This is a genomic window from Pseudochrobactrum mosebachae, from assembly GCF_048914685.1.
Classification (GTDB): Bacteria; Pseudomonadota; Alphaproteobacteria; order Rhizobiales; family Rhizobiaceae; genus Pseudochrobactrum.
Window position 1 is genome coordinate 2,726,244 of the sequence record NZ_CP128408.1, and the last position, 23,666, is coordinate 2,749,909.

18 protein-coding genes and 1 other RNA gene are annotated in these 23,666 nt (G+C 51.3%); 18 read left to right on the plus strand and 1 reads right to left on the minus strand.

The window, feature by feature from the left end:
- Positions 1-174 precede the first annotated feature (174 nt).
- From MP213Fo_RS12375 to ftsZ, 17 genes are all read left to right on the plus strand, one after another.
- Entirely contained in the window at positions 175-888 is a 714-nt protein-coding gene (locus MP213Fo_RS12375) for a lytic transglycosylase domain-containing protein (protein WP_421089291.1), read from the plus strand.
- 257 nt (positions 889-1,145) lie between these two features.
- Positions 1,146-1,560, plus strand: an RNA gene (gene rnpB / locus MP213Fo_RS12380) — RNase P RNA component class A.
- A gap of 555 nt (positions 1,561-2,115) precedes the next feature.
- Positions 2,116-3,180, plus strand: coding sequence for a 16S rRNA (cytosine(1402)-N(4))-methyltransferase RsmH (gene rsmH / locus MP213Fo_RS12385; protein ID WP_421089292.1), 1,065 nt, complete (start codon positions 2,116-2,118; stop codon positions 3,178-3,180).
- Between the two features lie 2 nt (positions 3,181-3,182).
- Positions 3,183-3,623: a cell division protein FtsL gene (gene ftsL, locus MP213Fo_RS12390; protein ID WP_421089293.1), complete on the plus strand. Its 441-nt coding sequence runs from the start codon at positions 3,183-3,185 to the stop codon at positions 3,621-3,623.
- A complete protein-coding gene (locus tag MP213Fo_RS12395) occupies positions 3,620-5,437 on the plus strand; it encodes a peptidoglycan D,D-transpeptidase FtsI family protein (RefSeq protein ID WP_421089294.1) in 1,818 nt (605 codons plus the stop codon). Before ftsL ends, MP213Fo_RS12395 begins: the two co-directional genes overlap by 4 nt.
- Positions 5,438-5,528: 91 nt before the next feature.
- A complete protein-coding gene (locus tag MP213Fo_RS12400; RefSeq protein ID WP_421089295.1) occupies positions 5,529-6,983 on the plus strand; it encodes a UDP-N-acetylmuramoyl-L-alanyl-D-glutamate--2,6-diaminopimelate ligase in 1,455 nt (484 codons plus the stop codon).
- Complete coding sequence (locus tag MP213Fo_RS12405; RefSeq protein WP_421089296.1) at positions 6,980-8,419, plus strand: UDP-N-acetylmuramoylalanyl-D-glutamyl-2,6-diaminopimelate--D-alanyl-D-alanine ligase; 1,440 nt, start codon at positions 6,980-6,982, stop codon at positions 8,417-8,419. Before MP213Fo_RS12400 ends, MP213Fo_RS12405 begins: the two co-directional genes overlap by 4 nt.
- A 147-nt stretch (positions 8,420-8,566) precedes the next feature.
- Entirely contained in the window at positions 8,567-9,649 is a 1,083-nt protein-coding gene (mraY, locus tag MP213Fo_RS12410) for a phospho-N-acetylmuramoyl-pentapeptide-transferase (protein ID WP_421089297.1), read from the plus strand.
- A gap of 76 nt (positions 9,650-9,725) precedes the next feature.
- The gene (gene murD, locus MP213Fo_RS12415) at positions 9,726-11,126 is read left to right on the plus strand and encodes a UDP-N-acetylmuramoyl-L-alanine--D-glutamate ligase (RefSeq protein ID WP_421089298.1); all 1,401 of its coding nucleotides are present in this window, start codon (positions 9,726-9,728) and stop codon (positions 11,124-11,126) included.
- Entirely contained in the window at positions 11,126-12,289 is a 1,164-nt protein-coding gene (gene ftsW, locus MP213Fo_RS12420) for a putative lipid II flippase FtsW (RefSeq protein WP_421089299.1), read from the plus strand. The genes murD and ftsW overlap by 1 nt, the downstream gene beginning before the upstream one ends.
- A 70-nt stretch (positions 12,290-12,359) precedes the next feature.
- Positions 12,360-13,487 carry an undecaprenyldiphospho-muramoylpentapeptide beta-N-acetylglucosaminyltransferase gene (murG, locus tag MP213Fo_RS12425; protein ID WP_421089300.1) on the plus strand — a complete coding sequence of 376 codons (1,128 nt, stop codon included), beginning with the start codon at positions 12,360-12,362 and terminating at the stop codon, positions 13,485-13,487.
- Positions 13,484-14,944 carry a UDP-N-acetylmuramate--L-alanine ligase gene (murC, locus tag MP213Fo_RS12430; protein ID WP_421089301.1) on the plus strand — a complete coding sequence of 487 codons (1,461 nt, stop codon included), beginning with the start codon at positions 13,484-13,486 and terminating at the stop codon, positions 14,942-14,944. The genes murG and murC overlap by 4 nt, the downstream gene beginning before the upstream one ends.
- Complete coding sequence (gene murB / locus MP213Fo_RS12435) at positions 14,944-15,912, plus strand: UDP-N-acetylmuramate dehydrogenase (protein ID WP_421089302.1); 969 nt, start codon at positions 14,944-14,946, stop codon at positions 15,910-15,912. Before murC ends, murB begins: the two co-directional genes overlap by 1 nt.
- Before the next feature lie 546 nt (positions 15,913-16,458).
- Positions 16,459-17,409 (plus strand): D-alanine--D-alanine ligase, encoded by a 951-nt coding sequence (locus tag MP213Fo_RS12440; protein WP_421091135.1) that lies wholly within the window; start codon positions 16,459-16,461, stop codon positions 17,407-17,409.
- The gene (locus MP213Fo_RS12445; protein WP_421089303.1) at positions 17,397-18,329 is read left to right on the plus strand and encodes a cell division protein FtsQ/DivIB; all 933 of its coding nucleotides are present in this window, start codon (positions 17,397-17,399) and stop codon (positions 18,327-18,329) included. The genes MP213Fo_RS12440 and MP213Fo_RS12445 overlap by 13 nt, the downstream gene beginning before the upstream one ends.
- On the plus strand, positions 18,326-19,648 hold the full coding sequence (gene ftsA, locus MP213Fo_RS12450; protein ID WP_421089304.1) for a cell division protein FtsA: 1,323 nt from the start codon (positions 18,326-18,328) through the stop codon (positions 19,646-19,648). Before MP213Fo_RS12445 ends, ftsA begins: the two co-directional genes overlap by 4 nt.
- Before the next feature lie 237 nt (positions 19,649-19,885).
- Positions 19,886-21,664 (plus strand): cell division protein FtsZ, encoded by a 1,779-nt coding sequence (gene ftsZ, locus MP213Fo_RS12455; RefSeq protein ID WP_421089305.1) that lies wholly within the window; start codon positions 19,886-19,888, stop codon positions 21,662-21,664.
- Positions 21,665-21,733: 69 nt separating this feature from the next.
- Here the strand turns inward: ftsZ and MP213Fo_RS12460 are convergent, their stop codons facing one another.
- Positions 21,734-22,462 carry a hypothetical protein gene (locus MP213Fo_RS12460; RefSeq protein WP_421089306.1) on the minus strand — a complete coding sequence of 243 codons (729 nt, stop codon included), beginning with the start codon at positions 22,460-22,462 and terminating at the stop codon, positions 21,734-21,736.
- A gap of 44 nt (positions 22,463-22,506) precedes the next feature.
- On the opposite strand from MP213Fo_RS12460, the gene lpxC reads away from it, so the two are divergent.
- A complete protein-coding gene (lpxC, locus tag MP213Fo_RS12465) occupies positions 22,507-23,370 on the plus strand; it encodes a UDP-3-O-acyl-N-acetylglucosamine deacetylase (protein WP_421089307.1) in 864 nt (287 codons plus the stop codon).
- Positions 23,371-23,666 lie beyond the last annotated feature (296 nt).

Sequence of the window (23,666 nt, forward strand, 5' to 3'; positions counted from 1 at the left end):
TTTGGCGGGACAATCTTCGGCTGCATTCCCACGTCAGATACAACCTCAATTTCCTTGAGCAGATCTGATGAGGAGGCGGACTGTTTTCTATAAGGAAGCGCGTCGAATTTACGATTTTGCATTGATGCGAAATCGCTTCGGCGGTTTCATGTAACAGTTCTAACGGTTAGGTTTATGATTAAAAAATTTGGATTATTATGCGCTCTTAGCGGGGCGATGGTTTCGTTTGGTCTGACGTCAGCCATGAGTGCACCAGTTATGGAAAAAACGAATCTCGTTGCCATGCTGAAGGCGCAAAAACAGGCTGCCGACGATAAAGGCGCGGCGAAAGCCACAGCTAAAAACACAACACGTAAAGATAATACAGGTAGCAGCCGTACCGCCTATAAAAAACAAACGGCTAAAAACACAGCAAAAATGCCGGTTATTGAGCGTCGTTCTGCACGCACCCGCATTGATCTGAAATCACAGATCAATGGTAAAGGTGAAACAAAGCAGGCGCAAAATAAATCAGGCAAGCCGTTCTCAAACATTATTGCCCGTTATGCTTCCAGCTATGGCGTGCCTTTGTCGCTTGCCCATGCGGTTGTGCGCCATGAGAGCAATTATCAGCCGAATGTGCGCGGTCAAGCCGGCGAAATCGGTTTGATGCAGATCAAGCTCGGAACTGCGCGCGGTCTTGGTTATACCGGTTCAGCCAAAGGTCTTTATGATCCGGCTGTGAATGTACAATTTGGTATGAAATATCTGGCTCAGGCACAAAAGCTTGGCGGCGGTTCAACCTGTGGTACAATTCTAAAATATAATGCCGGTCATGGCGCCAAGCGCATGAACCCGACATCTGCAAGATATTGCAGCAATGTAAAAACCTATATGGCTTCGTTCTAGAATTTGCAAAGCCTTGCTTTGTTTGCGCTCTCTCGGCAACGCCTTTGGTTGGATTCTCTCGGCAACGCCTGTGGTTGGATTCTCTCGGCAAAGCCTCGGGGGGGCAAGCTCTCTCAGCCAAGCCTTGTGATAGCTTCCTTCTAAAACTTTCTCCGTAAGGTGCAGGTTTGAACGTCCAACATCAAAAGCCGCCTTTCGGTAATCGAAGAGCGGCTTTTTTATTGCGTTTTGCAACCGAACCGGCCTATAGACCCTTGTCAGCCGGTCGGGCAGCCGCGCTTGTTAATGCCGAAAGGTGACAGGTGAGGAAAGTCCGGGCTCCATGGAAACACGATGCCGGGTAACGCCCGGCGAGGGTGACCTTAGGGAAAGTGCAACAGAGAGCAGACCGCCTGCTTTTTACCCTTAGGGGTAATTGCGCAGGTAAGGGTGAAAGGGTGGGGTAAGAGCCCACCGCGCTGCCGGCAACGGGAGTGGCATGGTAAACCCCATCGGGAGCAAGACCGAATAGGGACGGCGCATCAGGCTTCGGTCTGATAATCAGTTTCCGGATCAGCCGTCCGGGTGGGTTGCAAGAGGCGGGTGGTAACACCCGTCCCAGATGAATGGCTGCCGCGTCGCACTGGTAACAGTGCGGCCATACAGAACCCGGCTTACAGACCGGCTGACACTTCTGTTCCGGTTGCAAATACAGTTTAAAGGCGGTTGAAGAACCGGCTTTTGCGGTTTTATGCCGTTTTATTTCAGCATGCTCTGTTATGTGAAGAAAAAACAACGGCTGAATATGGCTTTCAGTGCAGGATAAATGCTGACTGCACCCGCATAATAACCCTTCCTTAATATTAATATTGGATAAATTTAACTTGAACGTTACGTTTCCGGCCGGTTGCGTAAGGTTCAAAAACACAATGTGAAATGGGCTAAAATAGCATGAAAACGGGTTGCGGAGCCGGTTATCCGGTTTCAGATCTTGCCGTTGACGCTTACATTACCCCGATGGTATTTCTTAATGCAATTTGTTGCGTCCAGACGATATTCAGTTGCCGCTTATTTTGATCTGCATTTTGCTCAAAACAAAATGACAGTCGAAATGCAAGGTGCTGACATTTGCAACTGCGTAAATACCGCTCGCGTGTCAAAAAATTGGCCAGAGAGTTGGCTACAGAGCCGACAAGCACTGAAACAAAAGCTTGCCGGTTTGATGCAGAGCCTGAAGGGGACGAAACAATGACAGAGCCACACACACTTACAATAACAGATGCTGAGAGTGGTTCTGATCACACCGCAGGCGGTGAAGACTATTCCCGCCACATTCCGGTACTGCTTGAAGAAGTTGCCAGTGCATTACAGCCTGAGGCCGGCAAGCTGTTTGTTGACGGCACATTTGGTGCCGGCGGCTATACACGCCGCATTCTCAAATCCGGTGCTGATGTTTTGGCCATTGACCGCGACCCTAATGCCATTGCTGCAGGCCAAGCGATGGTTGAAGAGTTTCAGGGGCGTTTGCGTTTGGTGCAGGCGCGTTTTTCACAAATGGAAGACGTGCTGAGCGATGTGAAGCCTGATGGTGTGGTGCTGGATATCGGTGTTTCATCCATGCAAATTGACGAAGCAGATCGCGGCTTTTCTTTTCAGAAAGACGGTCCGCTGGACATGCGCATGTCTTCGCATGGTTTGAGTGCTGCTGATGTGGTCAACCAATATAAGATTGGTGATCTGGCACGTATTTTTAATTTTCTTGGTGAAGAGCGCCATGCAGGGCGCATTGCCCGTATGATTGCCAAGCGCCGTGAGGGTGAGCCTTTTACCCGTACCCGTGATCTTGCCAGTGCTGTGGAGATGCTGATCGGTCGCCACCCGAAAGATCGCATCCATCCGGCAACGCGGGTGTTTCAGGCGCTGCGTATTTATGTGAATGATGAGTTAGGTGAACTTGCCCGTGCATTGATTGCTGCGGAAAACGCGCTTTTGCCGGGCGGGCGTTTGGTTGTGGTAACCTTCCATTCCTTGGAAGATCGCATTGTAAAACGGTTTTTTGCTGATCGTGTCGGCGGTGGCAGTGGGTCACGGCATTTGCCGGAAGCGCATATGCGCCACGGCAGTTTCACGCTCGCAGTTAAAGGCGCTGTGGGAGCAAGTGAACAGGAAGAAGCGCGCAATCCGCGTTCGCGTTCGGCAAAATTGCGTGCCGGCATCCGCACCGAGCATCCGCCGTTGAAACCTGATTATAGTATTTTTGGATTGCCGACCTTACCGAACCTTCCCGAAACAGACGAAGTGAAGTGGAAATAATCATGCTGCGAACAATCGATATTATACTGATCGCAGTGATGCTGGTGGCGGCAACCGTGACCTATAAAATCAAGCATGATGCTGAAAAACAGGTTGTTGAGATCAGAAAAATCCAACGTCAGATCGCGTTTGAAAAAGACACGATCAGCCTGTTACGCGCGGATTGGAGCCTGATGACACAGCCCAACCGTTTGCAGCGTCTGGCAGATGTTTATAAAGAACAGCTTAAGCTGGAGCCGGTCGATGTAACGCAAATTACGCTGTTTGATGATATTCCGATGAAACAGGCGGATGATATTGAAAAGCTGATCGGCAGCACGAGCGATCTGGTTGCCTCGGTTGATCCGCTGAGCACCGGCAGTATTGCATCCGGCACTTCAATGCAGAATGCATCTTCGAATGCGGCACCGATGCGCATTGTTATTCCGGGAGTGCGGCCATGAGCAATAAAACCGGCTGGTTCCGTCGTAACAATAAAAAACCGTCTTTGAATGATGAGGCACCTGTCCTTGGACAGGCACCGGAATTTGGCAGCGCCGCGCTCAGTGATGAGGGCGGCATTGCCACATCACCACTGAATAACAATGTCGCCTTTGCCGGTAACCGTAAAAAGCACGGTAACCGCGCACGTAACCGTTTGTTTATGGCAATGACCTGTTTTATTGGCATTTATGCGGTGATCGGCGGACGGCTGGTTTATTACGGTATGCAGGGCGGTAATGAAGAAAGCTATCGTGCGGGTGCTGCGAGCACGCTGGCCTCGCGTCCTGATATCCTTGATCGCAACGGCGAGGTTCTGGCCACAGATATCAAAACCGCTTCGCTCTATGCTGAACCAAAGAAAATTGCTGATCCGGATGAAACGCTGGAGCTGCTGGCAACAGTATTGCCTAATCTTGACTGGGAAAGCACCTATCGCAAGCTGAAAAGCGGTGCGGGATTTGTATGGATCCAGCGTGGCCTGACCCCGCGCCAGCAGAGCCAGATCATGGCGCTTGGCGTGCCGGGCATCGGCTTCCGTACTGAAAAGTCCCGTTTTTATCCCGGTGGGCCAACGGCCTCACATATTCTTGGTCTGGTTAATATCGACAATCAGGGCATTGCCGGTATGGAAAAATATATTGACGGGCAGGGCTTGAGTGACTTGCGGCAGGCGGGGCTTGCACAGCCGGATAATCTCGAACCGTTCCGTCTTTCTATCGATCTGCGTGTGCAGCATATTATGCGTGATGAGCTGGTGCGCGCGGTTGAGAAGTACCGCGCAATTGCGGCGGGTGCTGTTGTGCTTAATGTTAAAACCGGTGAAGTCGTGGCGATGGCCTCGGTACCGGATTTTGATCCGAACAATCCGTTTAATGCGCTGGAAAAAGACCGATTGAACCGGATGTCTGCCGGTACTTATGAAATGGGCTCTACAATCAAGAGCTTTACCACCGCAATGGCGTTGGATTCCGGCAAGTTCAACTTAGAGAGCAAATTTGATGCGACCCGTCCAATCACCATTGGCCGCCAGACAATTCGTGACTTTCATGGTAAGGCACGCTGGCTGACACTGGCAGAAGTATTTGTTTACTCCTCCAATATCGGTTCGGGTAAGGAAGCAGATGCCATCGGTATTGAAGGTCATCGGGCTTTTTTGAAAAAAATGGGTTTGCTTGACCGTATGCAGACCGAGCTGCCGGAAGTGGCACGTCCGGTTGAGCCGCGCGTTTGGAAAAAAGTGCATTCAATCACCATTTCCTTTGGTCATGGTATGATGACCACACCATTGCAAACAGCTGTTGCGGCTGCGGCATTGATGAATGGCGGTAAGCTCATTCCGCCGACTTTTAAACCGCGTACTGAATCGGAGGCCAATGAGGTTGCGGTACAGGTGCTTAATCCAAAAACCAGTCAGGATATGCGTTATCTGTATCGCTTGAATGGTGAAACCGGTTCGGGGCGCCGCGCTGAAGTTAAAGGCTATCGTGTTGGTGGTAAAACCGGTACTGCGGAAAAAGTGATTAATGGCCGCTATTCTAAAGATGTGCGATTTAATGCTTTTATTGCAGCTTTTCCGATGGATGACCCGACTTATATTGTTTTGACCATTATTGATGAGCCAAAACCTGAGGAGGGTAAAATTTCTGCTACTGCAGGGATGAACGCTGCCCCAATGGTTGCAAATATCATTCGCCGGTCAGCCTCATTTTTAGGTGTGTCGCCAGATTTCGCTAAAGAAACGCCGCCAATTCTTGCTGCCTTTGAAAATGAGTGAAAACAATGCGAATTGCGGCTATATGCGTTAGCTTAAACTATCCATAGGCACAGCCGCCGAGACTAAGTTCAAAATCGGGATCTGAAACGGAATGAAACTTAAAAACATCGCCGCCTTCGTGAATGATATCGCAAGCTCTGTAGCGGAGATCGATATTTCAGGTGTCAGCTCCGATTCCCGAACCGTTGAAAAAGGCACCTTGTTTGCCGCGCTTAAAGGCGTGAAAAATGATGGCTCAGCCTATGCTGCTGATGCTGTCAAGCGCGGCGCTGCTGCCATATTGGCTGATGAAGACATGGATGCGAGCCAGATAACTGTGCCAGTTTTGCGCAGCCATGATCCGCGTCATGCTTTGGCAATGATTGCCGCAGAGTTTTATGGCAGGCAGCCGCAGATCATTACTGCAGTGACCGGTACCAGCGGCAAAACATCGGTTGCAGCCTTTACCCAGCAAATCTGGGCCTATGCCGGATTTGCGGCAGCAAGCATTGGCACCACCGGTGTGTTTTCACCTACGCGCAATGATTATGGTTCATTGACCACGCCGGATCCGGTTGAGCTGCAAAAAGTTCTGGCAGAGCTCAGTGATGAGGGCGTAACCCATGCCTGTATGGAAGCTTCTTCACATGGTCTTGATCAGCGCCGCCTTGATGGTGTGAAGCTGACGGCGGGTGCCTTCACCAATCTTGGTCGTGATCACATGGATTACCATCCAACCGTTGAAGATTACCTCAATGCTAAAATGCGGCTGTTTGATACGCTGCTGCCGAAGGGCGCACCGGCTATTATATTTGCCGATGATATTTATTCTGCGCAGGCTATAGAAGCGGCGAGAAATGCCGGCTGTGACGTTAAGACAGTCGGGCGCAAAGGCGATTTCATCACATTGAAGCGTGTTGAGCATGAGCGCCACCGCCAGCATATTGAATTGCATCATGATGGCAAAATTTATGAAGTGACTTTGCCGCTGGCTGGTGATTTTCAGGTTTCCAATGCGCTGGTTGCAGCGGGGCTGGCGCTGGTCTCCGGTGTGCCTGCCGATGCCGCTTTTCGTGCGCTGGAGCGTTTGAAAGGTGCGCCGGGTCGTCTTGATCTGGTTGGCTCTACAGAAAACGGGGCGCCGATCTATGTGGATTATGCACATAAGCCGGATGCATTGGAGAATGTGCTGACATCTGTGCGGCCTTTTACGACCGGACGGGTGATTGTGGTGTTTGGTTGTGGTGGCGACCGTGATAAGGGTAAGCGCCCGATCATGGGTGAAATTGCGACCCGTCTGGCTGATGTGGTTATTGTGACCGACGATAATCCGCGGTCAGAAGTACCGGCAACAATCCGTGCAGAGATCATGACCGCAACTGCGGGTGCAATAGAAATCAGTGATCGCCACGAAGCTATCCGCCATGCGGTGTTGATGGCTGATGCGGGCGATACCATTATTATCGCGGGCAAGGGGCATGAAGAGGGGCAGACCATCAATGGTGTGACGCTGCCATTCTCTGATCATGCCGAAGTTGCCCGCTCGCTTGAGGCGCGTTTTAAATGAATGATATCTTATGGAAATCGGCTGATATGGTAAAAGCGATGGAGGGGCGGCCTGTTGGTCAGCTCCCTGTCGGTATTACCGGTATTTCAATCGATTCCCGCTCTTTACGAAAAGGCGAAGCTTTCTTTGCCATTAAAGGCGATGTTTTTGACGGCCATGATTTTGCAACGGCGGCTATGGCTGCCGGCGCGGGATTAATGGTGGTAACGGAAGCACGCCTGCCTGCATTGGGTAAAATGCAGGTGCCGATGATTGTGGTTGATGATGTGCTGGCGGCATTGACCCGTCTTGGCATTGCCTCGCGTGCCCGTTCCAAAGCACAAATCATTGCAGTGACCGGCTCGGTGGGTAAAACCACGACCAAAGAAGCATTGCGCCATGTGCTTAGCCCATGCGGTAAGGTGCATGCCTCGGCTGCATCGTTCAATAATCACTGGGGTGTGCCGCTGACATTGGCGCGGATGCCTGAAGATGCTGATTATGGTGTGTTTGAAATTGGTATGAACCATCATGACGAAATTCGCCCATTAGTGAAAATGGTACAGCCGCATATTGCGGTGATAACCTTGATTGCACCGGCACATCTGGGGCATTTTGCTAATTTGGAAGAGATTGCGGTTGCCAAAGCCGAGATATTTGAAGGTCTGTTGCCCGGTGGTTACGCGCTTTTAAACCGTGATGATAAGCGCTTTAAGCAGCTTGAAACTCTGGCGGTTGAAGCAGGCGTTGAGCATATTGTGACTTTTGGCGAAAATGCCCGTGCCACTTACCGGCTGCGCGATATGGTGCTGAAATCGGATTGCTCCTGCATCACAGCCTCTTTGGCCGGTCAGGAGGCTGCCGTTAAAATCAGCGCGCCGGGCCGACATATGGTGCAGAATATGCTCGCGGTTATGGGCGCGGCGCATCTTGCAGGAGCTGATCTTACCAAGGTTGTGTTGGCGCTAGCCAATTTGCAGGCAGAGGCTGGACGCGGTGCGCAATATCGTTTGCGCATCGGTGAGGGCACATTCACGCTGATTGATGAAAGCTATAATGCCAATCCTGCTTCAATGCGTGCTGCGCTCTCCTTGCTGGAAGTAACAGAGCCGCAGGGCGAGCGCCCTGAAGCCGGAAGACGCATTGCCATACTTGGCGATATGCTGGAGCTTGGCAAGCAGTCTTCTAAATTGCATGGTGATCTGGCACGCCCGATTGTGGATGCGCATGTGAATATGCTGTTTATCGGCGGCGCGCATATGAGTGCCCTGAAATCTGCAATGCCGACGGAAATTCACGTTGAGTATCGGGAAACCGTTGACGAACTACTGCCACTTGTAGTCAAAGCAGTGCGTCCCGGAGATGTAGTGATGATCAAATCGTCCAAATCGATCGGCTTTGTAAAAATTGTGCAAGCATTGCTGAAGAAATATGTCGCTGCAGAAGGCGCAGAATAATTATGCCGGTTTTGTGATTTTTTCATAAAGCCGGTTCTATCATCTACAATCTTGAATGATTGCAAAACAATAATAGGCGCTGAACAAGGTATTGCAAAGTAATGCCGGTTTTAAAGCGTCGATACTGACCTGAAGGGCATTCACCCGATGCTGATGTTATTAGCCAGTGCTGCGGATCATCTGTCGTTTTTTAACGTGTTCCGCTATATAACCTTCCGCACCGGCGGTGCGTTAATTACATCAGCCTTGCTGGTATTTTTACTCGGGCCACGGATTATCGACAGTTTGCGTGTGCGTCAGGGGCGCGGCCAGCCTATTCGTGCCGACGGCCCGCAGACTCACTTTAAAAAAGCCGGTACGCCAACCATGGGCGGGCTGATGATTTTGTTTGGCACGCTGGCCTCGGTCATGCTGTGGGGCAATCTTAAAAGCGTTTATGTGTGGGTGGTGTTGCTGGTCACTATCGGCTTCGGCGCTATTGGATTTTATGATGATTATCTGAAGGTTACCAAACAGTCTGATAAAGGCTTTTCAGGTAAAGCGCGTCTTGGCCTTGAATTCATTATCGCTGCCGTGGCTGCATTTGTGATTATGCGCACAGGACAAGAGCCGTTTTCATCTTCGCTGACATTTCCTTTTCTTAAAGGCATGCTGATCGATCTCAGCTGGTTCTTCATTCCGTTTGCAGCTTTTGTCATGGTTGGTTCGGGTAATGCGGTTAACTTTACCGACGGTCTTGACGGTCTGGCGATTGTGCCGGTGATGGTGGCAGCAGCCTCTTTCGGCTTTATAGCCTATCTTTCCGGTAATGCGATTTTCGCAGATTATCTGCAGATTCACTTTGTGCCGGGCACTGGTGAATTAGCGGTTATTCTGGGCGCGGTGATTGGTGCAGGGCTTGGCTTCTTGTGGTTCAATGCGCCGCCTGCTGCGATTTTTATGGGTGATACCGGATCATTGGCGCTGGGCGGTATGCTGGGCGCAGTTGCTGTTGCGACCAAGCATGAGATCGTTCTGGCGATTATCGGCGGGCTGTTCGTGATGGAGGCATTGTCGGTTATTATTCAGGTTGGCTGGTTTAAAATGACCGGCAAGCGCGTGTTTCTGATGGCGCCTATTCATCACCATTTTGAGAAAAAAGGCTGGACAGAAAGTCAGATCGTTATCCGCTTCTGGATCATTGCGATTATTCTGGCGATGATCGGTCTTTCAACTTTGAAGTTGCGTTAAGACTGAACCCGAAAAGTTATTCATCTTTTCGGGTTAAATTATGTATTTGTAATACGTCTTTGATAGGCACCCGATTATGATTCCGACCCTGACCCTGAAAGATAAGGTTGTTGCGCTGTTTGGCCTTGGCGGTTCCGGTATTGCAACCGCACAAGCCATGATCGCCGGTGGCGCGCGGCTGGTGGCGTGGGATGATAATCCGGACAGTGTGGCGCGTGCGGTTGCCTGTGGTATTGCGGTTCAGGATCTGCGCGAGGCGGATTGGGCAGGCTTTACAGATTTTGTGCTGTCGCCCGGTGTGCCGCTTACCCACCCCAAGCCGCATTGGAGTGTTGATCTGGCGCATCAGGCGCATGTGCCGGTTATTGGCGATGTGGAACTGTTCTGTCGTGAGCGTAATTATAGCGGTGCAAATTGCCCGTTTATTGCTATTACCGGCACCAATGGAAAATCCACCACAACCGCTTTGATTGCCCATATTATCAAGGTCTCAGGCCGCGATATGCAGCTTGGCGGTAATATCGGCACGGCTGTTATGTCACTGGAGCCTCCGGTAGACGCGCGCAATTATGTGGTTGAATGTTCTTCCTATCAGATTGATCTGGCACCATCGCTCAACCCAACCGCAGGCATTCTGCTTAATTTGACGCCCGATCATCTTGATCGACACGGCTCGATGGAGCGCTATGCCGCGATCAAAGAACTTCTGGTTGCAGGTAGCGATACGGCAATTGTGGCGGTTGATGACGCGTATTGCATTGCCATTGCCGACCGGCTTGAGGCGAAAGGCAAAAAACTGATCCGCTTTTCAAAAGATCAGGTTCTTGCCAACGGTTTTTATGCGCAAGGTGCGAATGTTTTTCAAGCTGAACAAGGGCAGGCGACATTGCTATTGTCGCTTGACGGCATCGGCTCTTTGCGTGGTGCGCATAATGCGCAAAATGCACTGGCAGCCATTGCGGCCTGTTTGACGGTCGGATTGAGCCTTGCGGAAATTACAGCAGGTTTGCGCAGTTTTCCGGGGCTTGCGCATCGCATGGAGCAGGTTGGCCATGCGGGGAAAACCCTGTTTATCAATGATTCAAAAGCGACCAATGCCGAGGCGACAGCACCGGCCTTGTCATCTTTTGACAAGGTGTACTGGATTGTTGGCGGCTTGCCGAAAAGTGGTGGTATTGAGAGTTTACACGCATTTTTTCCGCGGATTACCAAAGCCTATCTGATCGGCGAAGCAGCAGCGCAATTTGCTGCAACGCTGGGCAGCGATGTGCCGTTTGAAATCAGCCATACGCTGGATGCGGCGGTTGAGCATGCGGCCCATGATGCGGGCCAAGATAAAGGTGAGGAACCGGTGGTACTGCTATCGCCTGCTTGTGCCAGTTTTGATCAATACCCGAATTTCGAAAAACGCGGATCAGCATTTCGTGATAAGGTCATGACGCTTGCAGGATTTAAGCCGATAGGGAGTGCCGACTGATGGTTAGCCGCGTAGACCGGGGTGCTGTTGCCAATTGGTGGTGGACAATTGACCGTTATTTTCTAGCAGCCTGTCTGGCGTTGATGGGGCTTGGTATTTTGCTGTCTTATGCGGCAAGTCCTGCGGTTGCCGAGCGTATTGGCCTCGATAGTTTCCATTTTGTTGAACGCCAGATTGTTTTTATGATCCCCGCACTGGTTGTTATGATCGGCATATCTTTTCTCAGCCCGCGTTTGGTACGACGCGGCGCATTGATTTTGCTTATAATTTCACTGATCCTGATGGTTGCGGCACTGTTTTTCGGTATTGAGGTTAAAGGCGCACGGCGCTGGGTTTCGCTGGCAGGTATTTCCATTCAGCCGTCAGAATTTATGAAACCTGCTTTTGTGGTGATCTGCGCCTGGCTATTTTCTGAGCAGGAGCGCAATGCCGATATTCCGGGCAATTTTCTGGCGATGCTGCTGTTTGGTATGGTTGCCGCGCTGTTGATGGCACAGCCGGATTTTGGTCAGACTACGCTGACAGCTGTAAGCTGGGGCGCAATGTTTTTTCTGGCAGGTATGCCATGGATGTGGATTATTGTGCTGGGCGGTGTGGCTGTGGTTGGCGGTTTAAGCGCCTATACGTTTTTTCCGCATGTGGCCGGACGTATTGACCGGTTTATGACCGGCGAGGGTGATACGTTTCAGGTCGATAGTGGGCGTGAGGCTATCATCAGCGGTGGCTGGTTCGGACAAGGCCCAGGTGAAGGCACGATTAAGCGTATTATTCCTGATAGCCATACGGATTTTATTTTCTCTGTTGCCGCAGAGGAATACGGCATTATTTTATGCCTGCTGATTATGCTGCTCTTTGCATTTATCGTTATTCGCGGATTAGCCGTGGCGATGAAAGAGCGTGATGCTTTCACGCGGCTGGCAATTTCCGGTATTGTGATCCTGTTCGGCTTTCAGTCGATTATTAATATGGCAGTGAATTTGCATCTGATGCCGGCCAAGGGTATGACCTTGCCGTTTATTTCTTATGGTGGTTCATCATTGGTGGCGATTGCCATTACTATGGGGATTTTGCTGGCATTAACCCGTCACAGTCCTGAGCGACGGATGTCTGCCACGCTCAGAACTGCAGGCAAGGGCGTCGGCGAACGTATTCCACAATTATAAAACCCTGCGCGCTGTTCAGATTTTAAAACGTGTTTGATCTGACATATGCGCAGGCAAAGATCGGAAGACAATGACAAAAGACGTGATCGTTTTAGCGGCAGGCGGTACAGGCGGGCATTTGTTTCCGGCTGAGGCGCTGGCGCATGAGCTGACACAGAACGGCTATGATGTTCATTTGGTAACAGACGCGCGTGCGCAGCGTTTTGTTTCGGGATTTGATGAGGGCCATGTGCATGTGGTGCGCTCGGCAACTATAGCTGGCAAAAATCCGGTCGCATTGGCTAAAACATTTTACACGCTTTGGCAGGGCAATCTTGATTGCCGCAAGCTGTTTCGTCGGTTGAAGCCGAAGCTTGTTGCAGGCTTTGGCGGTTATCCGACTTTGCCGCCGCTCTATGCTGCGACCCGTATGGGAATACCCACGCTGATCCACGAGCAGAATGCGGTGATGGGGCGTGCCAATAAGGGGCTTGCTTCACGGGTGAGCGCGATCGCCGGCGGTTTTCTTGCCGCAGATAGCGGCAGCTTTGCCGCCAAAACGGTGATTACCGGCAATCCGGTGCGTCCGAGCGTGCTGGCGCAAACCGGTATCAGCTATCAGCCGTCGATTGCGCCGGATGTTTTTCGCCTGCTTGTGTTTGGCGGTAGTCAGGGTGCCCAGTATTTTTCAACCGTGGTGCCTGCAGCCGTTGCGTTGCTGGGTGACACAGAGCGTACCCGTTTGCAGATTACCCAGCAGGCGCGCCCTGAAGATGAAGCGCTTTGCCGCAAAGCCTATGAGAAGCTTGGTGTGCCGGCGCAAGTGGCGCCGTTTTTCAGCGCTATGCCGGAACTGATAGCGCAGGCGCATTTTGTGATGTCGCGCTCCGGTGCCTCAACAGTGTCTGAAATTGCAGCCATTGGCCGTCCGAGTATTCTGGTGCCGTTTCCCTTTGCGCTTGATCATGATCAGGCAGCCAATGCGCAGGCGCTGGCAAAAGCGGGTGGCGGAGAGGTTATCCGTCAGGCAGAGCTGAAGCCTGAAAAACTGGCGCAGATTTTGAGTGCGGCACTCAATGAGCCGCAAAGACTGGTGGAAATGGCCGGACATGCAAAAAGTGTCGGCCGCGTTGATGCAACACGGTTGCTTGCAGAACTTTCGCAAGCTATTGCAGCAGGATTATCTGTTTCTGATTACAAAGAAGGAAAACGCGCATGAAAATGCCCCTGAATATCGGTCTGGTCCATTTTATCGGGATCGGCGGCATTGGCATGAGCGGTATTGCAGAAGTGCTGCATAATCTTGGTTATAAAGTTCAGGGGTCTGATCAGGCTGATGGCGCTAATGTGCAGCGTCTGCGTGATAAGGGTATTGAAGTTTTTGTCGGCCATAAAGCTGAAAATATTGGTAAGGCTGATGTTGTCGTGGTTTCAACTGCGATCCGTCCGAACAATCCGGAACTGGTTGAGGCGCGGGAAAACCTGCTGCCGATCGTGCGCCGTGCTGAAATGCTGGCCGAGCTGATGCGTTTCCGCCAAGCCATTGCGATTGGTGGTACGCATGGCAAAACCACAACCACATCCATGGTCGCAGCCTTGCTCGAGGCTGGCAATCTTGACCCGACCGTTATTAATGGCGGTATCATCAATGCCTATGGCACCAATGCCCGTATGGGCGCCGGTGAATGGATGGTTGTTGAGGCTGATGAGAGTGACGGTACTTTTCTGAAATTGCCTGCGGATATTGCGGTCATCACCAATATTGATCCGGAGCATCTTGATCATTACGGCTCATTCGACAATGTACGCGCCGCATTCCGCCAGTTTGTAGAAAATGTGCCCTTCTATGGTTTCGGCGTCATGTGTCTTGATCATCCGGAAGTGCAGGCGCTTGTCAGCCGTATCGAAGATCGCCGCGTGATTACTTATGGTGAAAACCCTCAGGCTGATGTGCGTTTTTCCAATCACCATATGGATGGAGCGGTTTCGGTTTTTGATGTGGAAATCCGCAATCGCGGTGGTGAAACTGTTGAAATAAAAGATCTTCGTCTGCCAATGCCAGGCCGACACAATGTTTCCAATGTTACCGCAGCGATTGCCGTTGCCCATGAACTTGGCCTGAGCCCAGAGAATATCCGCAGCGGTGTTTCCGGCTTTGGTGGTGTTAAACGTCGTTTCACCCATACCGGATCATGGAATGGCGTTGAGATTTTTGATGATTACGGCCACCATCCGGTTGAAATCAAAGCCGTATTGAGCGCCGCGCGTGAAGCCGCAGCAGGACGGGTGATTGCCATTGCCCAGCCACACCGCTTTACGAGACTGGCGAGCCTGTTTGATGATTTTGGCAATTGTTTCAATGATGCCGATACTGTGCTGATTGCACCGGTCTATACGGCCGGTGAAGAGCCGATTGAAGGCGTGACATCTGAAACGCTGGTCAGCAAGATCAAAACCGCCGGCCACCGCGATGCGCGCTATCTTGTAGATCCGGCGCAATTGCCTGCCATTATTGCCGAGCTGGCTAGCGAGGGCGATTTTGTCGTATTTCTCGGAGCCGGAAATATCACGCAATGGGCTTACACGCTGCCTGCGCAGCTGGGGGCTTACACGCTGCCTGAGCAGCTTGGGACTGACACGCAGCCTGCGCAGCTAAATGAAGTGAGTTCAAACTGATGGCTTACAGAGAACTCGACGGTGAAGCATTGTTGAAGCAGCTTGAGGCACCTTTAGCCAATGTTCGCGGGCGCTTAACGCCAAATTCCGGTATGGATAAAATTACATGGTTCCGAGCCGGTGGACCTGCTGAAGTGTTGTTTCAGCCAGCCGATGAAGATGATCTGGCAGAGTTCTTGAAAAATGTACCGGCAGACATTCCGGTGATGACTGTTGGTATCGGCTCCAATCTTCTGGTGCGTGAGGGCGGCATCGGTGGCTTTGTGGTGCGGTTGTCGGCCAAAGGCTTCGGTGAGGTTGAGCGGGTATCTGAAACGCGTCTGCGCGCCGGTACGGCGACGCCGGATAAGCGTGTGGCTGCCGCGGCTCTGGAGGCTGAAATTGCCGGCTTTCATTTCTATCATGGTATTCCGGGTGGTATTGGCGGTGCGCTGCGTATGAATGCCGGTGCCAATGGCACAGAAACCTGCGAGCGTGTGGTAGAAGTGCGTGCGCTTGACCGTCAGGGCAAGCTGCATATTTTGAGCAATGCGGATATGGGCTATGCTTATCGCCATTGTTCTGCGCCCAAAGAGCTGATTTTCACCAGTGCATTGTTTGAAGGGCCGCGCGGTGACGCGGCAGCCATTCGTGCTGCTATGGATGAAGTGCAAAATCACCGTGAGACTGTGCAGCCGATCCGTGAGAAAACCGGTGGCTCAACCTTCAAAAATCCTGAAGGCACATCATCATGGAAAGAGATTGATAAAGCCGGTTGCCGCGGACTGAGTGTTGGCGGTGCGCATATGTCGACCATGCACTGCAATTTTATGATCAATGGCGATAATGCTACCGGTTATGACCTTGAATTGCTGGGCGAGACAGTACGCAATAAAGTGCGCGCCAATTCCGGTATCAAACTGCACTGGGAAATCCGTCGTCTTGGTCAGTTTTTGCCTGGCCGTGAAGTCAGAGAATTTCTGGATTAAGTCTGCTGCTACGTGCGATTTATGATCGCCGGTGAGTTTGACTGTAGTTTAAAAGCTTTGGATTGACAAAAATCACCACTGTTTTCTCTTGGTCGAGAACACAGTGGTGATTTGTTTTTAAACGGTGTTCAGGCAAGATTTTGGGGTGATTTGCACCTGTCAAGAGTCTGACCTTTGTATTTTGCTAAAATATATTTTTGAGACAATTAATTGCTGAAAAAGCTCATGAAATCGGGGTTTTCAACAGATGCTGATTCGGCTTGGTGAGTCGGAATATTCTGTAAGGGCTTGCCATAGAATCAACTCTCTGATTCTTATAGGTAACAAGCGTTAGTGATTTGAGTCGGCAAGTTAATTTTGCCTTTGGTGTCTGCGGATGGTGTCCGCCGGAGTGTTTTTGAATTGCCTGAATTCAGGCGGTTCGTAAATAGGGTTTTACCGGCATCTCAGGTTGTTCAGACGATTTTTAGTATGCTGCTTCATATGTGGCAATTTGTGTAGATGAGTAAGTATTTTGTCGTTGCCGGCAGAGGGGACATGATTAAAATGACAGGTAAGCATGTTGCTGTCTTGATGGGCGGGTTTTCATCGGAGCGTCCGGTCAGTCTTTCCTCCGGTGCTGCTTGTGCGGCTGAGCTGGAAGCGCAAGGCTATCGTGTGACGCGCGTTGATGTTGGCCGTGATGTTGCTGCTGTTTTGTCCGAGCTCAAGCCTGATGTTGCCTTTAATGCGCTGCATGGTCCTGCCGGTGAGGATGGCGCCATTCAGGGTATTCTCGAATATTTGCAAATTCCTTACACGCATTCCGGTGTGATGGCTTCGGCATTGGCAATGGATAAGGGGCGCGCCAAGCTTGTTGCTGCTGCTGCCGGTGTATCTGTTGCCGCTTCCCGCATTATGACCCGTTTCGATATTGGGTCAGTTCACCCGATGCAGCCGCCTTATGTGGTCAAGCCGGTTCGTGAAGGTTCGAGCTTCGGTGTGGTCATCGTACGCGAGGGGCAAAGCGCTCCGCCGCAGGTTGTTGGCTCGGATGAGTGGAAATATGGCGATACCGTTATGGTAGAGCATTATGTTGCCGGACGTGAATTTACCTGTGCGGTGATGGGTGATCGCGTGCTTGGTGTGTGTGAAATCATTCCGCTGGCACATTCTTTCTACGATTATGACGCAAAATATGCAGATGGCGGCTCCAGACACGAATGTCCTGCAAAAATTTCACCAAATATTTACCAAAAAATACAAATAATGGCACTTCAGGCACATCAGGCAATCGGGTGTCGCGGCGTGAGTCGTTCCGATTTCCGATTTGATGAGAGCAGAGCCGGTTCTGATGCTGATAATAGCGGCGGAGAAGGCGAGCTGATCTGGCTTGAAGTGAATACGCAGCCTGGCATGACGCCGACCTCTCTGGTTCCGGATATTGCCAAAGCTGAAGGGTATTCATTCGGAGCGTTGTTGAGCTGGATGGTGGAGGATGCCTCGTGCATGCGATAAAAGCGAGATCTGACAGAAGTGATCGTGATGCGATGATGTCCCGTACATCAGCGGCGCATGGCGCTTTTGTTCTTCCGCGTTTTCTGCGCAAGCCATTCCGTATTGCCACGCGCCTGTTTGGCGGCGGGGTTAAGATTCCACGTCATGCCGGTACACTGGGCATGATCGGTTTTCTCAGTGCCACCGGTCTCTACGGTATGGCTGTGGGTAATCACACGCATACTGTGATTAAAGCGACTGCCTCTACCTTCGGCTTTGCGATTGAGAAGGTGACTGTTGCCGGTAATGTTGAAACTTCTGAAATCGATATTCTCGAAAAGCTCGGCCTTGATGGTGAAACATCGCTGATCGGTTTTAATGCTGATGAAGCCCGTCAGGCGATTGAGACTTTGCCTTGGGTGAGCAGCGTTGAAATCCGTAAGGTTTATCCGGGTTCTGTTGTTGTCTCTTTGCAGGAGCGCAAGGCATTTGCTGTTTGGCAATCGGGCGCCGATCTGGTGCTGGTGGATGATGCAGGCAAGCCGATCGTACCGTTGAGCGGCTCGCGCTACACTTCGCTGCCTTTGGTGGTGGGTGAGGGAGCTTCAAGTCGTGGTAAAGCTTTTATCGAGACTGTTGCTGCATTTCCTGATCTGGCGGCGAAAGTGCGTGCCTATGCGCGGGTTTCCGACCGCCGCTGGGATCTACTGTTTGATAATGGTGTGCGGGTTCTTCTGCCGGAGCAGGATGTGAAGCGCGCATTAGCTGAAGTGGAAACATTGCAGCGCACGAAAGATATTTTCGGACGGGACATTCTCAGTCTTGATATGCGGCTGGATGATCGTGTGACCGTGCAGCTCACGCCAGCCGGTATGGAAAGTCGTGAGAAAATGTTGAAGGCTCGCGAAAAGGCTGCCAAGGCAGCAGGTAGGCGCGTATGAGTATTCTGGGTACAAGAAACAATTCCGGTTCCGCATCCTCTGGCCGTCGCACGCGTTTGCTGACAGTGCTTGATGTCGGATCCTCAAAAGTGTCCTGTGTGATTGCACGCCTGCGTCCACGGGATGAGAGTGCGTTTTTACCAGGCCGTACCCATCGTATGGAAGTGCTGGGTATCGGCTATCAGAAATCACGCGGTGTTAAATCCGGTGTGGTGATTGATCTGGATGCTGCCGAGCAGTCCATTCGTATGGCGGTTGATGCCGCTGAACGCATGGCCGGACTGACGGTTGAAAGCCTGATCGTTAATATTTCATCCGGTCGTCTGAAGAGCGAAACTTTTAATGCCAGCATTGATCTTGGCGGGCATGAAGTTGAAAATACCGATATCCGCCGTGTGCTTGCCGCAGGTGCCAAACAGGCATTGCAGGCCGAGCGTCATCTGGTGCACTCATTGCCGATTGGTTATACGCTCGATAGCGAGCGCGGTATCCGTGATCCGATGGGCATGCTCGGCGATACACTCGGCGTTGATATGCATGTTCTGACCGCAGACAGCGCACCTTTGCGCAATCTGGAACTGTGCATTAACCGTTGCCATCTGTCGGTTGAGGCGATTGTTGCAACCCCTTATGCGAGCGGTCTTGCAGCTCTGGTTGATGATGAAGCGGAAATGGGTGCGGCCTGTATTGATATGGGCGGCGGAACCACAACGATTTCTGTATTTTCTGAGGGTAAGTTTATTCATGCGGACGCCATTGCCATTGGCGGAATGCATGTAACAATGGACGTGGCACGCGGGTTCTCAACCCGCATGGAAGATGCTGAACGGCTTAAGGTTATGTATGGCTCGGCGCTGCCAAGCGCTGCCGATGACCGCGATCTGATCAGCGTGCCGCCAATCGGCGACGACGACCGTGATGTGCCTAACCAATATCCGCGTTCAGTACTTACCCGTATTATTCGTGCCCGCGTAGAAGAAACGCTGGAGCTGGTTCGCGACCGGCTCAACGCTTCGGGTTTGGGGCATATTGTTGGTAAGCGTGTTGTGTTGACAGGCGGCGCAAGCCAGCTTGCAGGGATGCCGGAAGTAGCACGCCGGATTTTGGCGCGCAATGTACGTATCGGGCGCCCTATGGGAATTGCGGGGCTGCCGGACGCTGCAAAAGGTTCGGCATTCTCGGCGACAGTAGGCCTGCTGATTTATCCGCAGGTTGCAGGCATCGAAGAGCGCTCGATCCGAGCGGCAACAAGCGGCCGTCTTATCGGGACGGGCGGGCGTATTGCACGGGTCGGCCACTGGCTGAAAACAAGTTTTTAATACAGGGAATGCCACTGCTTTTCTGATGCGTTTTGTTCAGTGAAAGCGGTTTTGAAACAAGGGCTTAAATTTTTTATTTTGAGCCTGAGAACATACTGGGCTTTTTGCCAAATCATGGTAAACGACAGTATAATTTCAAAGCGGCGGGTATTTGGTGCTCCCTTAAAGTACGAATAAAAATAAACAGAATACGGCACCGCGGCGGCGAAGCGGTGAAAGGCAAAAGGAACGAAACTGATGACAATTAATCTGCAAAAGCCGGATATCACCGAGCTGAAGCCGCGGATCACCGTATTCGGTGTTGGCGGTGGCGGCGGTAATGCTGTCAACAACATGATTAATGCCGGTTTGCGCGGCGTAAATTTTGTTGTGGCCAATACCGATGCTCAGGCTCTGACCATGTCAAAGTCCGAACGTATCATTCAGTTGGGTGCAGCCGTGACCGAAGGTCTTGGCGCAGGTTCCCAGCCAGAAGTCGGCCGTGCCGCTGCTGAAGAATGCATCGATGAAATTAACGATCACCTGAATGGCACACATATGTGCTTTGTAACCGCCGGTATGGGTGGTGGCACAGGAACCGGTGCCGCGCCGGTGGTTGCCCGCGCTGCGCGCGAAAAAGGTATTCTGACCGTTGGTGTTGTCACCAAGCCTTTCCACTTCGAAGGCCAGCGCCGCATGAAAACTGCGGATATGGGTATCGAAGATCTGCAGAAGAATGTTGATACTCTGATCGTCATTCCGAACCAGAACCTGTTCCGTATTGCCAATGATAAAACCACATTTGCCGACGCTTTTGCGATGGCAGATCAGGTTCTGTATTCCGGTGTGGCCTGCATCACTGACCTTATGGTCAAAGAAGGTCTGATCAATCTTGATTTTGCTGACGTGCGTTCCGTAATGCGCGAAATGGGCAAAGCCATGATGGGTACCGGTGAAGCTTCCGGCGACGGCCGTGCGATTGCTGCTGCTGAGGCTGCAATTGCCAACCCGCTGCTGGATGAAACCTCTATGCGCGGTGCGCGCGGCCTGCTGATCTCGATCACCGGTGGCCGTGACATGACATTGTTTGAAGTTGATGAAGCTGCTACTCGTATCCGTGAAGAAGTTGATCAGGATGCTATGATCATTCTCGGCGCGACCTTCGATGAAGGTCTCGAAGGTGTGATCCGTGTTTCTGTCGTCGCTACCGGAATCGATAAGCAGATCGGAGACGCGGCGCCTGCGCCGCTGGAATTTCGCCAACCAGTGAAGCCAGTAGCAAAGCCAGCTGTTCAGCCGGCAGCGCAAGCCCCGATCCAGCAGCAGCCTCTGGCACCACAGCACAAGCCAGCTGAACATGTTGCCCAGCAGTCCTTGCATCTGGGTGAAGGTGAGCAGCGTTCTTATGCGCCGCCAGCCGCTTCCAATGATGCAAATTTCCAGCCGCAGAGCCGTATTTTTCAGGCACCTGCACCGGATATGATGGAAATGCGTCCGCAGCCGGTGGCTCCGCGTCCGCAGATGCAGGCACCGGTACAGCCGCAAATGCAGCAGCAGGCCGCGCATAATCTGGCGCAAGGTCTGGCACCGCAGCCGCAGTTCCAGCCACAGCAGCATATGGACCCGTCTTTGGCTCCACAGCAGCGTCAGGCGCCACGTATGCCCAGCGTTTCGGATTTTCCGCCAGCTGTTCAGGCTGAAATGAACGCTCGTCGTGCGCCGGCCCAGGCTCCGCAGCAGGCACCTGCTCATGAAGAACGCGGCCCGCTTGGTCTGTTGCGTCGTCTGACAGCCAGCCTGTCACGTCGTGATGAAGAGCAGCCAACTGCTCGTCTTGAGCCAGCTCAGAAACGTGAAATGCCAGCTGCGCCAATGCAGGCCCGTGCACCTGAACAGCGTCGCCCGCTGTCCCAGGATGCATCGATCTATGCACCGCGCAACGGCCAGCTTGATAATCAGGGTCGTGCACAGCCGCGCATGGCTTCTGAAGATGATCAGCTTGAAATTCCGGCGTTCCTGCGCCGTCAGGCCAACTGATCTAAATACTAAGTTCCTTGCTTAAATTATACCGCGCCTTATCAGGCGCGGTTTTTTTTGTGGAAATTATCATCTTAGAGTTGCTGTTCCGGGCTCTCTCAGAACATTCATAAAAAGCGCATCCGGCAGTAATTGCCGGATATAAGGCAGTAAATGACAACGCGCTTCGGGCTTTGGTAAATAATGTCCGCTGCCATTATTCCAGTGAACAAGCTTGCCTTGAGTGAAATAAAGCTGGCCGGCAAAGCAAACCGGAAGCCTGTTGCTCAATGATGTGTGGCCGTCTGCGCTATTATGCCAGCTATATTGCTCATTTTGCAATGATCTTGCGCAGTAAATCGCGTCTTTTTGTGCTTCCGGAATGATAAAAATATAATGCCCATTGGCTATTGCGGTCGAATTATCTGACATTTTCGTCAGGAAGTAGGTGCAGGTTTTATTGAGTTTATAAATCCCGCTTAAATGTGCAGGTCTCTGTAGTTTTTTGTTCTTAACAAGCGGAATGGTATTTTGTATAATATTTCTTTTTGAATAGAGTAGTAATTCAAGCACCTCTTCAAATGATGTGTCATCATCGGACACAATGGCATTAAGAATGTCTTTTATCATTGATTGTTTTCGCTTTCTGGTTTTTGTGATGAATGAATAGATATGAAAATCAGTGCAGTAATGAGTATGTTTGGAAAATAGCATTCGATTTATGATGCTCCGATGCCAATAATATAGAAAAATAGCATAGGCAGGACTATGCCAATATTCACCTTGTGCGGCAGAGACACTATATTTATTAAGCTTCAATCAATGATCATGACAGACATAGATAGTTAGACAGGCAGGCCCCCATGAATAAGTCACAGCAGACCATTAATCGCGCTTTTTCGATGGCGGGATTTGGCGTGCATGGCGGTCAACCGGTAACATTGCAGATCAAACCGGCAGTGGTGAATAGCGGGATTGTATTTTGCCGCCATGATGAGACGGGACGGCGGCAGGAAATTCCGGCACTGTCGAGTGCGCTTGGCTCAACAGTGCTGAATACATCAATCGGGCCTGCAGATTTTGGTGTCAGTACGATTGAGCATCTGATGGCGGCATTAACCGCGCTGGAGATTGATAATCTTATCATCAAGATTGACGGGCCGGAAGTGCCAATTCTTGGCGGTGGATCAGCTGAATTTATCACGGTGTTTCGTGAGGCGGGTTTGCTGAAACAGGATGCCCCACGCCAATATCTGGTGATTGACAGACCGGTCAGGGTTGAAGATGGCGAGAACTGGGCAGAGTTTGTGCCGTATAACGGCACGCGCTATGAGGTTGAAATTGATTTTCCTGTGGCAGCAATTGGCAAGCAGGCTTTTACATTTGAGCTTGATGCAGAGGTTTTTGGTGAAGAGATTGCCAAGGCGCGGACATTCGGCTTTATGCGTGATGTTGAAAAGCTGCGCGCAATGGGGCTGGCACTTGGCTCGTCTTTGCAAAATTCAATTGCTATCGGGGATGACGGTTCGGTGATTAATCCTGACGGGTTATATTATCCTGACGAATTTGTGCGTCACAAATTGCTGGATTCCGTCGGAGATCTGGCTTTGGCCGGGCATCCGTTTCGTGGTTGTTTTCGCTCCTATCGGGGCGGGCATAAGCTCAATGCAACGCTGGTAAAGGCACTGCTCGATAAACCCGATCATTATAGATTGGAAGTCTGTTAAATGTTTGCGGTTGATTCTCAGCGGTGTGTATTTGCTCAGACACAATTGAGCCTTTAACACATGCTTTTGATGTTCATCTGTAATGGCACTTGCTGTTTGAAGGCTTTCTTTATAAAAAAGAGGCGTCCGTCAGGCATTGCAGTCTCGAAGCAGTGCGAATAAACTTGTAATAACATTGCCGATTGTTCTCAGCTATGGTTTATGAACCCTCTGACACAGGAATGATTTGCCCATGATTTGTGTTGCCGAAAGACCGGAGACAGCATGACGATTTCTATTTTCCCAGATACTGCGGC

Excerpts from the sequence above, each read along its gene's own strand:
- MP213Fo_RS12375 (WP_421089291.1), top strand. The coding sequence starts at position 175 with ATGATTAAAAAATTTGGATTATTATGCGCTCTTAGCGGGGCGATGGTT.
- rsmH (WP_421089292.1), top strand. The coding sequence starts at position 2,116 with ATGACAGAGCCACACACACTTACAATAACAGATGCTGAGAGTGGTTCT.
- ftsL (WP_421089293.1), top strand. The coding sequence starts at position 3,183 with ATGCTGCGAACAATCGATATTATACTGATCGCAGTGATGCTGGTGGCG.
- MP213Fo_RS12395 (WP_421089294.1), top strand. The coding sequence starts at position 3,620 with ATGAGCAATAAAACCGGCTGGTTCCGTCGTAACAATAAAAAACCGTCT.
- MP213Fo_RS12400 (WP_421089295.1), top strand. The coding sequence starts at position 5,529 with ATGAAACTTAAAAACATCGCCGCCTTCGTGAATGATATCGCAAGCTCT.
- MP213Fo_RS12405 (WP_421089296.1), top strand. The coding sequence starts at position 6,980 with ATGAATGATATCTTATGGAAATCGGCTGATATGGTAAAAGCGATGGAG.
- mraY (WP_421089297.1), top strand. The coding sequence starts at position 8,567 with ATGCTGATGTTATTAGCCAGTGCTGCGGATCATCTGTCGTTTTTTAAC.
- murD (WP_421089298.1), top strand. The coding sequence starts at position 9,726 with ATGATTCCGACCCTGACCCTGAAAGATAAGGTTGTTGCGCTGTTTGGC.
- ftsW (WP_421089299.1), top strand. The coding sequence starts at position 11,126 with ATGGTTAGCCGCGTAGACCGGGGTGCTGTTGCCAATTGGTGGTGGACA.
- murG (WP_421089300.1), top strand. The coding sequence starts at position 12,360 with ATGACAAAAGACGTGATCGTTTTAGCGGCAGGCGGTACAGGCGGGCAT.
- murC (WP_421089301.1), top strand. The coding sequence starts at position 13,484 with ATGAAAATGCCCCTGAATATCGGTCTGGTCCATTTTATCGGGATCGGC.
- murB (WP_421089302.1), top strand. The coding sequence starts at position 14,944 with ATGGCTTACAGAGAACTCGACGGTGAAGCATTGTTGAAGCAGCTTGAG.
- MP213Fo_RS12440 (WP_421091135.1), top strand. The coding sequence starts at position 16,459 with ATGACAGGTAAGCATGTTGCTGTCTTGATGGGCGGGTTTTCATCGGAG.
- ftsA (WP_421089304.1), top strand. The coding sequence starts at position 18,326 with ATGAGTATTCTGGGTACAAGAAACAATTCCGGTTCCGCATCCTCTGGC.
- ftsZ (WP_421089305.1), top strand. The coding sequence starts at position 19,886 with ATGACAATTAATCTGCAAAAGCCGGATATCACCGAGCTGAAGCCGCGG.
- lpxC (WP_421089307.1), top strand. The coding sequence starts at position 22,507 with ATGAATAAGTCACAGCAGACCATTAATCGCGCTTTTTCGATGGCGGGA.